11 protein-coding genes are annotated in these 13,571 nt (G+C 69.1%); 4 read left to right on the top strand and 7 right to left on the bottom strand.

Features of this window, described 5'->3' with window-relative positions; genetic code table 11:
* Together AOK23_RS28495 and AOK23_RS28490 are read right to left on the bottom strand one after the other, a co-directional pair.
* On the bottom strand, positions 1 to 1,695 hold a 1,695-nt coding region (locus AOK23_RS28495; protein ID WP_240496603.1), incomplete at its 3' end, for an alpha-amylase family glycosyl hydrolase.
* A 516-nt stretch (positions 1,696 to 2,211) separates the two neighbouring features.
* Complete coding sequence (locus AOK23_RS28490; protein ID WP_055715488.1) at positions 2,212 to 3,594, bottom strand: alpha-amylase; 1,383 nt, start codon at positions 3,592 to 3,594, stop codon at positions 2,212 to 2,214.
* A 298-nt stretch (positions 3,595 to 3,892) separates the two neighbouring features.
* On the opposite strand from AOK23_RS28490, the gene AOK23_RS28485 reads away from it, so the two are divergent.
* Positions 3,893 to 4,297, top strand: coding sequence for a hypothetical protein (locus AOK23_RS28485; protein WP_055715487.1), 405 nt, complete (start codon positions 3,893 to 3,895; stop codon positions 4,295 to 4,297).
* Between the two features lie 72 nt (positions 4,298 to 4,369).
* Here the strand turns inward: AOK23_RS28485 and AOK23_RS28480 are convergent, their stop codons facing one another.
* The 4 genes from AOK23_RS28480 to AOK23_RS28465 all read right to left on the bottom strand — a co-directional run bounded on the left by AOK23_RS28480 (position 4,370) and on the right by AOK23_RS28465 (position 9,530).
* The gene (locus AOK23_RS28480) at positions 4,370 to 6,052 is read right to left on the bottom strand and encodes a glycoside hydrolase family 13 protein (protein WP_055715486.1); all 1,683 of its coding nucleotides are present in this window, start codon (positions 6,050 to 6,052) and stop codon (positions 4,370 to 4,372) included.
* A gap of 142 nt (positions 6,053 to 6,194) precedes the next feature.
* The gene (locus AOK23_RS28475) at positions 6,195 to 7,106 is read right to left on the bottom strand and encodes a sugar ABC transporter permease (protein WP_055715485.1); all 912 of its coding nucleotides are present in this window, start codon (positions 7,104 to 7,106) and stop codon (positions 6,195 to 6,197) included.
* A gap of 13 nt (positions 7,107 to 7,119) precedes the next feature.
* A complete protein-coding gene (locus AOK23_RS28470) occupies positions 7,120 to 8,124 on the bottom strand; it encodes a carbohydrate ABC transporter permease (RefSeq protein ID WP_055715484.1) in 1,005 nt (334 codons plus the stop codon).
* Between the two features lie 134 nt (positions 8,125 to 8,258).
* Positions 8,259 to 9,530: an extracellular solute-binding protein gene (locus AOK23_RS28465; protein ID WP_055715483.1), complete on the bottom strand. Its 1,272-nt coding sequence runs from the start codon at positions 9,528 to 9,530 to the stop codon at positions 8,259 to 8,261.
* A gap of 461 nt (positions 9,531 to 9,991) precedes the next feature.
* On the opposite strand from AOK23_RS28465, the gene AOK23_RS28460 reads away from it, so the two are divergent.
* Together AOK23_RS28460 and AOK23_RS28455 are read left to right on the top strand one after the other, a co-directional pair.
* Positions 9,992 to 11,026, top strand: a complete 1,035-nt coding sequence (locus tag AOK23_RS28460) for a LacI family DNA-binding transcriptional regulator (RefSeq protein ID WP_055715482.1) — start codon at positions 9,992 to 9,994, stop codon at positions 11,024 to 11,026.
* A 132-nt stretch (positions 11,027 to 11,158) separates the two neighbouring features.
* The gene (locus AOK23_RS28455; protein WP_055715481.1) at positions 11,159 to 12,022 is read left to right on the top strand and encodes a phosphatase PAP2 family protein; all 864 of its coding nucleotides are present in this window, start codon (positions 11,159 to 11,161) and stop codon (positions 12,020 to 12,022) included.
* A 37-nt stretch (positions 12,023 to 12,059) separates the two neighbouring features.
* Here AOK23_RS28455 and AOK23_RS28450 read toward each other — a convergent pair whose 3' ends face one another.
* Complete coding sequence (locus AOK23_RS28450; RefSeq protein ID WP_055715480.1) at positions 12,060 to 12,815, bottom strand: MBL fold metallo-hydrolase; 756 nt, start codon at positions 12,813 to 12,815, stop codon at positions 12,060 to 12,062.
* 119 nt (positions 12,816 to 12,934) lie between these two features.
* Here AOK23_RS28450 and AOK23_RS28445 point away from each other — a divergent pair, with 119 nt between their 5' ends.
* Positions 12,935 to 13,528, top strand: a complete 594-nt coding sequence (locus AOK23_RS28445; RefSeq protein WP_107102891.1) for a CGNR zinc finger domain-containing protein — start codon at positions 12,935 to 12,937, stop codon at positions 13,526 to 13,528.
* The last annotated feature ends 43 nt before the right edge of the window (positions 13,529 to 13,571 follow it).

Genomic DNA, 13,571 nt, shown 5'->3' with positions numbered 1-13,571 from the left:
CTCGACGCCGGTCCGGGCGTCGGTGCGGGAGAAGGCGTAGACGCCCGGGCCGTCGGTGGCGTACCGCTCGGTCTGGACGCCGTCGGCGAGGGCCGGGTGGGCCTTGCGGAGCTTGGCGAGCGCGCTGATCTGCCGGTAGAGCGGCGCCTTCGTGTCGTAGGCGTCCGTGGCGTGGGTGCGGTCGGTGCCCAGCTGGTCGTCGTCCAGGTAGTCGGCGACCTTGGAGGCGAAGAGGGTCTGGCGGGCGTCCTTGTCGCCGCCGGCGCCGGTGAAGCCCTGCTCGTCGCCGTAGTAGACGACCGGGTTGCCGCGGCTGAGGAACATCAGCTCGTTGGCGAGCCGGTCCTTGGCGAGCAGTTCGGCGTCGGTGGCCTTCGGGTCGTCCTGCTTGAGGAAGGTCCCGATGCGGCCCATGTCGTGGTTGCCGAGGAAGGTGACCTGCTCGTACGCGTTGGCCTTGTCGGTCGTGTACTTGTAGTCGTCACCGAACACGGCGGCGAGCTTCTCGGCGCTGCCGCCCTGGGAGGCGTACGCCCGGGCCGCGTCCTGGAAGGGGAAGTCGAGGGTGGAGTCGAGGCGGCCCTGGGTGACGTACGGGGAGGTCACGGAGGTGTCGGCGGAGTAGACCTCGCCGAACATGAAGAAGTCGTCCCGGCCCTTCTTCGCCGCGTACGCGTCGAGCGCGGTGGCCCACTGGGTCCAGAACTCGGTGTTGACGTGCTTCACGGTGTCGATGCGGAAGCCGTCGATGCGGAAGTCCCTGACCCACTTCTCGTAGATCTTCTCCATGCCCTCGACGACCTCGGGACGCTCGGTCCACAGGTCGTCGAGTCCGACGAAGTCGCCGTAGGTGGCGGACTCGCCGGCCCAGGTGGAGTCGCCCCGGTTGTGGTACATCGTCGGGTCGTTGAGCCAGGCCGGGACCTTGAGGTTCTTCTTCGACGACGGCACGACGGGCGTCCGGGGGAAGGAGTCCCGGTCGACCTTCGGGAACGCCTTGGCGCCGTCCGCGTAGTCGGCGTCGTCGAAGGGCTTCCCGTCCTTGGTGAGGTAGGGGAAGGCGCCCTTGGAGAGGTAGTCGTAGGACTTCTGCTCGTAGTCGACGACGTCCGCCGTGTGGTTGGTGATGACGTCGAAGAAGACCTTCATGCCCTTGGCGTGGGCCTTGGAGATGAGGGTCTGAAGGTCCTGGTTGGTGCCGAAGTGCGGGTCGACCTTGGTGAAGTCGGTGATCCAGTAGCCGTGGTAGCCGGCGGACGCGTTCTCGCCGGTGCCCTGGACGGGCTGGTTCTTGAAGAGGGGGGCCAGCCAGATGGCGGTGGTGCCGAGGCCCTTGATGTAGTCGAGCCGCTGGGTGAGGCCCTTGAGGTCGCCGCCCTGGTAGAAGCCCTTGTCGGTGGGGTCGTACCCGGTGGCGAGGCGGGAGCCGGTCAGTCCGCCCTTGTCGTTCGCCCTGTCCCCATTGGCGAAACGATCCGGCAGGACGAAGTAGAACTGCTCGCGGGTCAGGTCGTGGCGGGCGGGCTCGGCGGCCAGCTTCGCGTCGGACGGCGGCGGGGGCGGTGCCGCGGCCCCCGCCGTGAGCGGCTGGACGAGCGCTGCGGTCAGCGCGGTCACGGTGACCGCGCCGACCACGGCGGCCCGTTCGGCACGGGCGGTACGGCGCCTCGACGGCGTCGGCCATCTCGGTATCACAGAGGGACTCCTTGCGATGACGGCTCTGGGGGCGTTGTGAAAGTCCCGCACAACACCCTCTGGTGGGTCCGACCCCGCGCGACCGTATCGCCGTCGAAAGGTTTTCAGCAAGAGGCTTGAAAGCACTGGTAAGTGCTTTCAATTCGGCACGAGAGGGTGGTAGCCGCTTGTCACAGAGTGCGCACGAGGCCGAGTCAGCTCGATCGTGTGATCGTCCGCCTGTGAGCTTGCGGCGTCCTGGGCTGAACGGGCTGACGTGGTCGTGCGATCTGCGACACCGGGTACGGCGTCAGCGTGCGGGGCCCCTGCTCCACCAGAGGATGGTTCAGGGCCTCCCCGTCGCCGCCGGCCGTACCTGTATGGCCAGGTCGCGCAGGGAACCGGCCTCCCGGGCCCGGACCACGCACAGGATGCGTGTCGCCGCCCCGGGGTCGAGAACGCCGGGGACCAGTACGCCCAGGACCGTTCGGGGCGTGCGGCTGGGCGGGCTCACTCATGCTCAGTCCACAGGAACGGTCAACAGCCGGACTTACCGGCGTAGATCGCCAGCGCGGTGTTCGAGCCGAGAGTGGCGGTGAACTGACCCGAGCCGTTCACGGACACCGTCGTGTTGTTCTGGACGTCGCAGTACGTGCCGGCCGGGAGCGAGGTCTGGTACGTCCGGGTCAGACTGCCCGACTCGTGGTTGATGGCCACGAAGCCCTTGCTGCCGCGCCCGAACGCGATCGCGTCGCCCCCGTTGTCCCACCAGTTGGTGACGGACTCACCGCGCGTGACGTTCCGGAAGGGCACCATGCGCATGATCTCCGGCCAGGCGTGCTGGCACTTCCAGCCGTTCTGCCAGCAGGCGTTGACCGTGCCGCCGTTGGGCGGCCCGGCGTCCGTGGAGGAGAACTCGTAGCCGGAGTTGATGTCCGGGGCCCCGTACGGGTACGCCAGCATGAAGACGTTGGCGAGGGTGTAGGAGGCGTTGTCCTTGTAGCTGAGCGTGGAGCCGTTGCGCTCGGTGTCGTGGTTGTCGACGAAGACACCGGCGACGGAGCTGTTCATATAGCCCCAGCCCTCGCCGTAGTTCTTGAGGTAGGCGAGGTTCTCGTTGTTGAAGACCCGCTTCAGATCGAACGCGTAGCGGAACTCCTGGACGTCGCCGTTGCCGGTGTACTCGGTCGGCTGGACGGCCTCGCCGGCGCCGTGGATGGCCTCCTGCTTCCAGTAGACCGACGGGTTGGTCAGCCGCGACTTGATGGTGGCGAGGTCGGCGGCCGGGATGTGCTTGGCCGCGTCGATGCGGAAGCCGTCGACGCCGTACCCGAGCAGGGTGTTCATGTACCCGGCGATGGCCGAGCGGACGTAGTCCTCGCCCGTGTCCAGGTCGGCGAGGCCCACCAGCTCGCAGTTCTGGACGTTGCCGCGGTCCCGGTAGTCGGTGATCTGCGCGGTGCAGTTGTCGAAGTCGAACGAGGAGTACAGGCCGGGGTAGGTGTACTTGCTGTACGACGAGCCGCCGGTGCCGGTGCCGCTGCCCGCCGCCATGTGGTTGACGACCGTGTCGACGACGACCTTCACACCGGCCGCGTGACACGTGTCGATCATGCTCTTGAAGGCGGTGGCGTCACCGAGCCGGCCCGCGATCCGGTAGCTCACGGGCTGGTACGACGTCCACCACTGCGAGCCCTGTATGTGCTCGGCGGGCGGCGAGACCTGCACGTATCCGTAGCCGTTGGGGCCGAGGGTGGTGGTGCACTCCTTGGCCACCGAGGCGAATGTCCACTCGAAGAGGACGGCGGTGACGTCCTTCGTCCCGGGCGGGGAGGCGTACGCGCCGCCCGTGGGGACGGTCAGCGCGAGGGACGCGCCCGCCGCGAGGGCGAGCACGCCGGAGAGGGTTCTGCTGGCCATGTGGGGTCCTTCTCCGTTGAAGGGGTCCTGGGGGCTCCGAAGGGGAGTTCGGAAGCGGGTGCGCGCAAGATCCGTTGCCGATTCTTGCTGCAAGATGGCTGAAAACTTTCAACCGCCCAGAAGGTACGAGCCAGTTCACAGAACGGTCAACCCTCCCGACACACGTTCTTCATCGCCGCGAAATGTCTTCACGGACAAAGGGGTTGAGGAAGGTGGGGAGTGCTCAGCTCAGGTACTCGGAGCGAACTGAGTAGGTGCGCTCTGTCGGGCGGTGCCGCGCGGCCGGGACGCTGGTGGCATGACTCGACGACAGAGCAACCCCGCCGCCCAGCTGTTGACGGTTCTCGTGCTGGCAGTGGCCTCATCGGCGATGTGGGCCGCCTGGCTGGGCTGGGACCAGCGGCGGGATGTGCACCCCGACGGTTCGACGACCGGACCGTACGAGGCGTGGCAGGTGATCGGGCTGGTGCTGACCCTGCTCGCGGCGGTGTACTGGGCGGCGTCGCACCGGTACTTCGTGGGCGCGGTGGCGGGGACCACGACGGGGCTGACCGTCGCCTCGTTCTACGACTGGTCGGACGACGCGAGCGGCCTCTACGGCATCGGTGTGGGCCTGGTCATGCTGGGGAGCCTCGCCGCGACGGCCACCGTCTCGGCGGTGATCGCCGCCGCGCGGGGAGACGGCGGCCGGGTCACGGCGTGACGGCCGTGCCCGCGGACCACGACTGAGGCCCGCCACCCCTTCCGGGTCGGCGGGCCTCAGTGGTCGTTGCGGTCAGGCCGTGGCCCACCACACGGTGGTGTCCGCCGGCAGCTTCGCCTCGTCCCCGGCGACGGTCGGCTCACCGCTGGCGACGAGGACCCGGCCGTACGTCGGGATCGTGACCGACTCGCCCGTGGTGTTGGCGACGCACACGAAGTCCCCCCGGCGGAAGGCGAGGACGCCCTCGGGAGCCTTCAGCCATTCGACGGAGTCGCCCGCGCCGAGGGCGGGCTGCTCACGGCGGACGGCGAGCGCGGTGCGGTACAGCTCCAGGGTGGAGCCCGCGACGCCCGTCTGCGCCTCGACGCTCAGGTCGCCCCACTCGGCGGGCTGCGGCAGCCAGGAGCCGCCCGCGCCGAAGCCGTACGAGGACCCGGTGCGGGTCCACGGGATCGGCACCCGGCAGCCGTCGCGGAAGCCGTCCTGGCCGGCGCCCCGGAAGTAGGCGGGGTCCTGGCGCACCTCGTCGGGCAGGTCGACGACGTCCGGGAGGCCCAGCTCCTCGCCCTGGTAGACGTAGGCCGAGCCGGGCAGCGCCAGCATCAGCAGCGTCGCCGCCCGGGCGCGCCTGAGGCCCAGCTCGCGGTCGCCGGCGAGGCGGATCTGCGTGCCGAGGCCCGGCTCGTTGGCGAAGCGGGTGGCGTGGCGGGTCACGTCGTGGTTGGACAGCACCCAGGTGGCGGGGGCGCCCACCGGGCGCATCGCGTCGAGGGTGCGGTCGATGACCACCTTCAGCTCGGCCGCGTCCCAGTCGGTGCCGAGGTACTGGAAGTTGAACGCCTGGTGGAGCTCGTCCGGGCGGACGTAGTTCGCCGTGCGCTCGACCGTCGGGGTCCAGGCTTCGGCGACGAAAATACGCTCGCCCGCGTACTCGTCGAGCACCAGACGCCACTCGCGGTAGATCGCGTGCACACCGTCCTGGTCGAAGAACGGCATGACATCGTTGCCCAGCAGCTTGAGCTGCTCGTGGGATCCAAGGTCGGGGAGGCCCTCGGCCTTCACCAGACCGTGCGCCACGTCGATGCGGAAGCCGTCGACGCCCATGTCGAGCCAGAAGCGAAGGATGGAGCGGAACTCGTCGCCGACGGCCGGGTGCTCCCAGTTGAAGTCGGGCTGCTCGGGGGCGAAGAGGTGCAGGTACCACTCCCCCGGCGTGCCGTCGGGCTCCGTCACCCGCGTCCAGGCCGGGCCGCCGAAGATCGACTCCCAGTCGTTCGGCGGGAGTTCGCCGTTCTCGCCCTTGCCGGGGCGGAAGTGGTAGCGGTCGCGCAGCGGCGAGCCGGGGCCCTCCGCCACCGCACGCTTGAACCATTCGTGGTGGTCGGAGGAGTGGTTGGGGACGAGGTCGACGATGACGCGCAGGCCCAGGTCGTGGGCGTCGCGGATGAGGGCGTCGGCGTCCAGCAGATTGCCGAACATGGGATCGACGGCGCGGTAGTCGGCGACGTCGTACCCGGCGTCGGCCTGCGGGGAGGCGTAGAAGGGGGACAGCCAGACGGCGTCCACACCGAGGTCACGCAGGTAGGGCAGGCGGGAGCGTACGCCCTCCAGGTCGCCCATGCCGTCGCCGTTGCTGTCGGCGAAGCTGCGCGGGTAGACCTGGTAGATCACCGCGTCCCGCCACCAGTCGCGGCGGGAGGCGACCGTGGCGAGCGCGGAGTTGTCGGCCGGGTCGATGGCGGAGTGCTGGCTCATGACGTCCTTGGTACGTAAGGGAGTGCGGGGCATCGGAGTCTCGGATCGGTCGACGAGGCGGCCGCGGTGACAGCGGGGTCGGATGGGCACCGCGGCCGCCACCCGTACGGCAAGGCGTACGGGAGTCTTCAAGGTGGCGGGCTCAGCCCTTGGTGCCACCGGCGGTCAGACCCGTGACCAGGTTCTTCTGCACGAGGTAGAAGAACGCGGAGACGGGGATCGCGACGAGGACCGCCGTGGCGAACATGAGGTTCTGCTGGGCGTCGTGCTCACTGACGAAGCTCTGCAGGCCGACCGCGAAGGTGTACTTCGTGTCCGACAGCATGAACGTCGAGGCAAAGGCGACCTCCCCGAACGCGGTGATGAAGCTGTAGAACGCGGCCACCGCCAGCCCGGGCTTGGCGAGCGGCAGGATGAGCCGCGCGAACGTGCCGAAAGGGGTCAGCCCGTCGACGCGTCCGGCCTCGTCGATCTCGAACGGGATCGTGTCGAAGTACCCCTTCAGCAGCCAGGCGCAGTACGGCACGGCCGTCGAGCAGTAGACGAGGATGAGACCAAGGTAGCTGTCGATGAGCTGGAGTTCCGACAGGATCTCGTACATCGGCACCATCAGTACGGCAACCGGGAACATCTGGGTCACCAGGAGCACCCACATGAACTTGCGGTAACCCGGGAACCGCATGCGGGAGACCGCGTAGCCGGTGGTCGCGGAGATCAGCACACCGATGACGGTCGTGCCGAGCGACACGACGAGGGTGCTGACCAGCCAGTCGAAGAACGCCGTCTTCTGCAGCACGAACGCGTAGTTGTCGAACGTCATCTTGCCCGGGATGCGACCGGGGTGCAGATAGTCGTCCTTGTCCGGGCCGAGGGAGAGGAAGACCAGCCAGGCGATCGGGAAGAGCGCGACCAGGCTCGCCACGATGAGGACGGCGTGCGAGGCGAGGGAACCGGCGAGGCTGCCCTCACCGCGCCCGCGCGACGTGCGCGGGGTGGCGGTCGGCGCGGGCGGGGGGCCCGCCGGAGCCGTGGTCTTGACGGTCGTGGTGCTCATGGGGGCTCCTGCCTCAGATCGCGAGCTGCTGCTCATCGCGGTTCAGCCAGCGGCGGTAGACGGAGGTGAAGACGATCAGGATGGCCAGCAGCAGGATGCCGTAGGCCGCCGACTGCGCGAAGTCACGCGGCTGCTGACCGAAGCCGAGGTAGTACGCCCAGGTCACGAGGATCTGCGCCTCGGGCGCGGTGTCGCCGAACAGCAGGAAGATGACGGCGAACTGGTTGAAGGTCCAGATCACACCGAGCAGGACGACGGTGGAGCTGACCGACCGCAGACCCGGCAGGGTGACGTACCGGAAGCGCTGCCAGGCGCTCGCGCCGTCCATCTCGGCGGCCTCGTAGAGAGAGGCGTCGATGGACTGGAGGCCGCCGAGCAGCGAGACCATCATGAACGGCACACCGCACCAGGTGTTCACCATGATCGCGGCGAACCGCTGCCAGAAGGTGTCCTCCAGCCACAGCGGGGCCGGCAGGTGCAGGGCTTCGAGGGCGGCGTTGATGATGCCGCCGTCGGCGAGCATGAACCGCCAGCCGAACACGGTGACGAAGGTGGGCACCGCCCACGGCAGGACCAGGATCAGCCGGTAGAAGGTGCGGCCGCGCAGCTTCTGGTTCAGCAGCAGCGCGAGGCCGAGGCCGATGACGTAGTGCAGGGTGACGCAGAGCGCCGTCCAGACGATCGTCCAGATGAAGTGCGACCAGAAGCGGTCGTACGCGGTCGGGCCCCACAGGATGTCGGCGTAGTTGTCGAAGCCGATGAACTCGTAGGTCGCCTCGATGTGGTTGACGCCGATCGTGCGCGCCGAGTTGAGGCTGTTGGCGTTGGTGAGCGTGAGGTAGAAGCCGCGGACCAGCGGATACACCACGAGGACACCGAGCACGACGACCACCGGGGCGATCATCGCGTAGGCGTACCAGTGGCGCTGGTAGGAGTGCTTCAGACGCGACAGCGGACCCGGGCGCCCGCCCGGCTCACCGCGGCGCTTGCCGGTCGCTCGGTCGATGGCGACTGTCATCGTTCGACACCTTCTGGAAGATCACTGGAAGATCGGGGCGGGCTGGTACGCGGGCCGGTTCTGGCTGGTACGCGGGCCGGTGGCCGCCGCGTCCGTCCCTCGACAGGTCGGTCGGTCGCGGCGGCCACGCGGGGTCACTTGCTGTAGTCCGGGACCAGCTTGGCGATCGAGGTCTCCGCGCTGCTCAGACCCTTGTCCAGGGACTTCTTGCCACCGGCGATGGCGAGCAGCTCGGTGTCGAGCGGGCCCCACAGCGAGCTGTACTCGGGCAGCTCGGGACGCGGCTGGGCGGCGGCGAGGACCGTCTGGTAGCCGGCGATGCCCGGGTCGGCCTTGACCTCGGTGGTGTAGGCGTCGTCACGCGTGGGCAGCGTGGAGTTCTTCAGGGCGATGGTCTCCTGGGACTTCGCCGAGGTCATGAACTTCACGAACTTCAGCGAGGCCTCCTGGTGCGCCTTGTCGGAGCCGGCGTAGACCGAGAGGTTGTGGCCGCCGGTCGGGGCGCCCGCCTTGTCGGCGGAGCCGGCCGGGACGGTGGCGATGCCCAGGTTGGCCTTGTCCTTGAACGCGGTGCCCTTGTAGAAGTTCGTGATCTCCCACGGGCCCTGGATGATCGAGGCGACCTTGCCGTTGACGAAGGCGTCCTGGATGTGGGGGTAGGCGTCGGCGGTGGTGTCCGCCTTGTGCAGGCCCTTGCCGTCGAACAGGCTCAGCCAGGTCTCGTAGCCCTTCACGGCCGCGGGGGACTTGACCGTGATCTTCTTGGCGGCGACGTCGACGGTGTCGGCGCCCTCGCCGTAGAGGAAGGACTGGGCGTAGTACGCCTGGGTGGAGCCCCAGTAGCCGTCGACGCCGGTCTTGCTCTTGATGGTGGCGGCGGCCTTCTTCAGGTCGGCCCAGCTCTTGGGGGCCTCCTTGATGCCGGCCTTCTCGTAGAGCTCCTTGTTGTAGACCAGCGCGAGGGTGTCGGTGACGAACGGGACGCCGTAGGTCTTGCCGTCGTACTGGGCCTGCTTGATCAGGTTGGGCTGGAACTTGTCCTGGTCCGCGAGGGCCTCGGTGCCGTCCAGCGGCAGGAAGAAGCCCTTCTTGGCGAAGGCGGGCGTCCAGCCGACCTCGGAGCGCAGGATGTCCGGGGCGCCCTTGGAGCCGGCGGCGGTGTCGAACTTGTTCTGCGCCTGGTCGAAGGGCACGTTGACGTACTTGACCTTGATGTCCTTGTTGGCGGCCTCGAACTCCTTGACCAAGGCCTTGTACGTCGGTGCCTCATTGGTGGCGTTGGACGTGTCCCACCAGGTGATGGTGACCGGACCGCCGGCCGAGTCGCCGCTGTCACTTCCGCCGCAGGCCGTCGCCGCGAGGGCGAGGGACGCCACCAGCGCGGTGGCCGCTATGCCACGCCGCATGAGATCTCCTTGAGGGTTAAGCCCGTGTGCTGGAGAAGGGCCCCGTCCGCCGCTTCCTCCGAGTGCCGGCGCGCCGTTGCCGCCGCCGGGCGTGGCCGAACGTAACAGCGATGTAAGCCGGACGAAAGACCTTGCTGCAAAAAAGTGCAAGAAGCGGTGATGGTTACTCCGCCGTGACCTGCGCTCAACTGCCCCGCGACCCGGTATCGGGGCCGATCAAGGAGGGTGTGGGCGGTCGTGAAAGACTCTGCAAGCTCTTGCCACACCATGGCAGGGACGGGAATCATCAGCCCGTCAGCTCTTGCGAAATCCATCTCTTCGCGCAGGGGCGCCCCCACGGACACCGACCAGAATCACGAGGGACCGCGATGACGCAGCAGCCCGCAGCGGGCCGCACCCCCGCCCGCACCCGACGCCGGGCCGGTGGGCAAGCGGATGCCCGGCCGGTACAGTCCGGTCCTGTGACCACACGGCTTGCCGACATCGCAACCCAGGCGGGGGTCAGCGAGGCGACTGTCAGCCGCGTCCTGAACGGGAAGCCGGGCGTCGCCGCGACCACTCGCCAGTCCGTCCTGGCCGCCCTCGACGTACTGGGCTACGAGCGGCCGGTACGGCTGCGGCAGCGCAGCGCGGGCCTGGTGGGCCTCATAACCCCGGAGCTGGAGAACCCGATATTCCCGGCGCTGGCCCAGGTCATCGGGCAGGCGCTGACCCGGCAGGGATACACCCCGGTCCTCGCCACCCAGACTCCCGGCGGATCCACCGAGGACGAGCTGACGGAGATGCTCGTCGACCGCGGTGTCGCCGGCATCATCTTCGTCTCCGGGCTGCACGCGGACACCTCCGCGGACATGCAGCGCTATGAGCAACTGCGCGCACAGGGTGTGCCGTTCGTGCTCGTCGACGGATTCTCCCCCAAGGTGCAGGCGCCTTTCATCTCGCCGGACGACCGTGCGGCGATGAGTCTCGCGGTGACGCATCTGGCGTCGTTGGGCCACACCCGCATCGGCCTGGCCCTGGGCCCCAAGCGGTTCGTGCCCGTGCAGCGCAAGATCGAGGGGTTCGTCCGCACGATGCAGGAGCAGTTGGGCCTGGACGCCGCGGCCATCGGGACCGAGCTGGTCCAGCACTCCCTCTACACCTTGGAGGGCGGTCAGGCGGCGGCGACGGCGCTCATGGACCGGGGCTGCACGGCGGTGGTGTGCGCGAGCGACATGATGGCGCTGGGCGCGATCCGGGCGGCCCGGCAGCGGGGCCTGGAGGTCCCCCGGGACGTCTCGGTGGTCGGCTTCGACGACTCCCCGCTGATCGCCTTCACCGACCCGCCGCTGACGACGATCCGCAAGCCGGTCCCCGCGATGGGGCAGGCGGCGGTGCGCACGCTGCTGGAGGAGATCGGCGGGACTCCGGCGCCGCACAGTGAGTTCGTGTTCATGCCGGAGCTGGTGGTGCGGGGGTCGACCGCTTCGGCGCCTGGGGATCGCAGTCGTACTTAAGGCGGAGAGAACGGGGATGGGGACAATACGTGCGTATGAGACGACCCCTGGTGGTACCCCGGAGAATGTGCGGAGAGAACCCGACCAGAGGATGATCGGTGGGGGATGGCTTATCTGGCAGACTCTGTGCCCATGGGTGAAACGACCGTGACGACACTGGAGGAAGGCCGGGAGCAGGCCGCTCCGCGGTCCGTCACGGACGCGCCGGAGCAGGGGCGTCTGCACCGGCTGAGGGCTCCGCGCCGCCCGCGTGTCTGGTTCGAGATCCTGCTGATCGCGGTGAGCTACTGGACGTACTCGCTGATCCGCAACGCGGTCCCGGAGCAGAAGGCCCAGGCCCTCACCAACGCCGACTGGATCTGGAAGGTCGAGCACCACCTGGGGATCGCCGTCGAGCAGACGATCAACCATGCGGTGAACTCGGTCACATGGCTGATCGTCGGCATGAACTACTACTACGCGACGCTGCACTTCGTGGTCACGCTCGGTGTCCTGGTGTGGCTCTACCGTAGTCATCCCGGTCGTTACGCGGCGACGCGTCTGGTGCTGTTCGCGACGACGGCGGTGGCCCTGGTCGGCTACTACTTCTATCCGCTGGCCCCGCCGCGCCTGATGACCGGCGAGAACTTCATCGACACGGTCGTGGTGCACCAGACCTGGGGCTCCATGGCGTCCGGCGACCTGAAGAACATGTCCAACCAGTACGCGGCCATGCCCTCCATGCACATCGGCTGGTCCCTGTGGTGCGGCCTGACGATCTTCGCGCTGGCCTCGGTGCCGTGGGTGCGGGTGCTGGGCCTCCTGTACCCCGCGCTGACGCTCGTGGTCATCGTCGCCACCGCCAACCACTTCTGGCTGGACGCGGTCGGCGGCATGCTCTGCCTGGCCTTCGGCTACGCGGTGGCACGGCTCTGGTACGGATCGATGCCGTACGCGCTGCCGCGTCAGGTGACCGCGGGCGACGGGGGCCGCATGATGGCGCCGGTGAAGGCGTAGCACGGCGTACCGCGCCCGCCCGGCGGCACCGCCGGGTTCAGCCCGACTGGAGGCGGTCGGCGAGGCCCGCGTCGGTGAACGCGGCGATCAGTTCGTCGCGGCCCTCGGTGAAGTGGCCCCAGCTGTCGCAGTGGACCGGCACGACACGGCGGGCGCCGAGGATCCGTGCGGCTTCGGCGGCCTGGGCGCCGTCGTGGACGAGCAGGGCGTTGTCGAAGATGCCGATGCGGGGCGCGCCCGCGAACATCACCACGGTGTCCACCGGACCGAACCGCTCCGCTATCTCCTTGACCACGGCCAGTGAGGCGTTGTCCCCGGTGACATGGACAGCGGGCAGGTCGGGGGCGGTCAGCACGAACCCGATGACCTCGCCCGAGACGGCCTCGACCGCCTGCGTCCCGAGCGCTTCCGGACCGTGCAGCGCGGGGGTGGCCGTGACGGTGACGGTGCCGCCGTCGGGGCGGCGCAGTTCCGCGGACTCCCAGGGCGCGAGGCCCCGCGCGGTCCCGCCGAGCCGGCCCGCGCCGCCGGTGGTGGTCAGGGTGACCGGTACGTCGGCGAGGAGGGCCCGCCCGGAGCGGTCGAGGTTGTCGGGGTGCTCGTCGTGGGAGAGCAGGACCGCGTCGACGCGGCCGAGGTCGGCGGGCGCGACCGAGGACGGAGCGGTCTTGGTCAGCCGGCCGCCGGGGATGGGGTAGTCGCCGGGGGCGTCGAAGGTGGGGTCGGTGAGGAAGCGGAGGCCGCCGTACTCGATGAGGGCGGTGGGGCCGCCGAAGACGCGGATGTCGGTCATGGAAGAAATCCCCCTCGTGGATGGTGCCCTGCGGAACAGCCATGAACTTCTCACGGATGGATAGCTGTGCATCCGTGAGAGACAGTAGTCCTCTCTCACGGATGAGAGCAAGCCGTACCATGAGACTCATGAACGAGGCCGTGATCGTGGAGCCCGCGCCGGGGGCCGAGCAGTACCCCGCGCTCGATTTCGCCAACAGCGCGCTCGCCTTGCCCGGCGGCCAGTTCCTGGACCTGCTCGGCACGCCCGTCACCGCCAACCACTGGCTCACCGAGCACGGCCTCGCCCCCGTCGACGCGGGGATGCGGGAGATGTGCGCGGCGCAGTTGCGGTCACTGCGGGAACAGATCCGGGCGCTGCTCGCGTCGCGGGTCGACGGGCAGCCGGCGCCGGCGAGCGCGCTCGCCGCGATCAACGACGCGTTGACGCGGGCGCCTGCGGCGGCGTTGCTGCGCTGGGAACCGGGGCGGGGCCTGTACCGGGCGGCCACCCATCCGACGACCCAGCTCGTCGATCACGCGCTCGCGGTCCTCGCCGCGAACGCGGCGGACCTGCTGACGGGGCCGGACGCGGAACGGCTGACGGCGTGCGGGTCCACTCCGTGCAACCGGTACCTGCTGCGGCACGGGCGCCGGCAGTGGTGCTCGACGCGGTGCGGCGACCGGGTACGAGCGGCTCGCGCGTACGCGCGGCGGACACGGGGGGCCCAGTAGCTCGGGGGTGCGGGTGGTTCTGGCGGGTGCGGGTGAGTGGGGG

This window comes from Streptomyces torulosus (assembly GCF_001419765.1).
GTDB classification, from domain to species: Bacteria; Actinomycetota; Actinomycetes; order Streptomycetales; family Streptomycetaceae; genus Streptomyces; species Streptomyces torulosus.
Note: the sequence above shows the minus strand (reverse complement) of the source record. Positions and strands in the feature narration are given on the sequence as shown.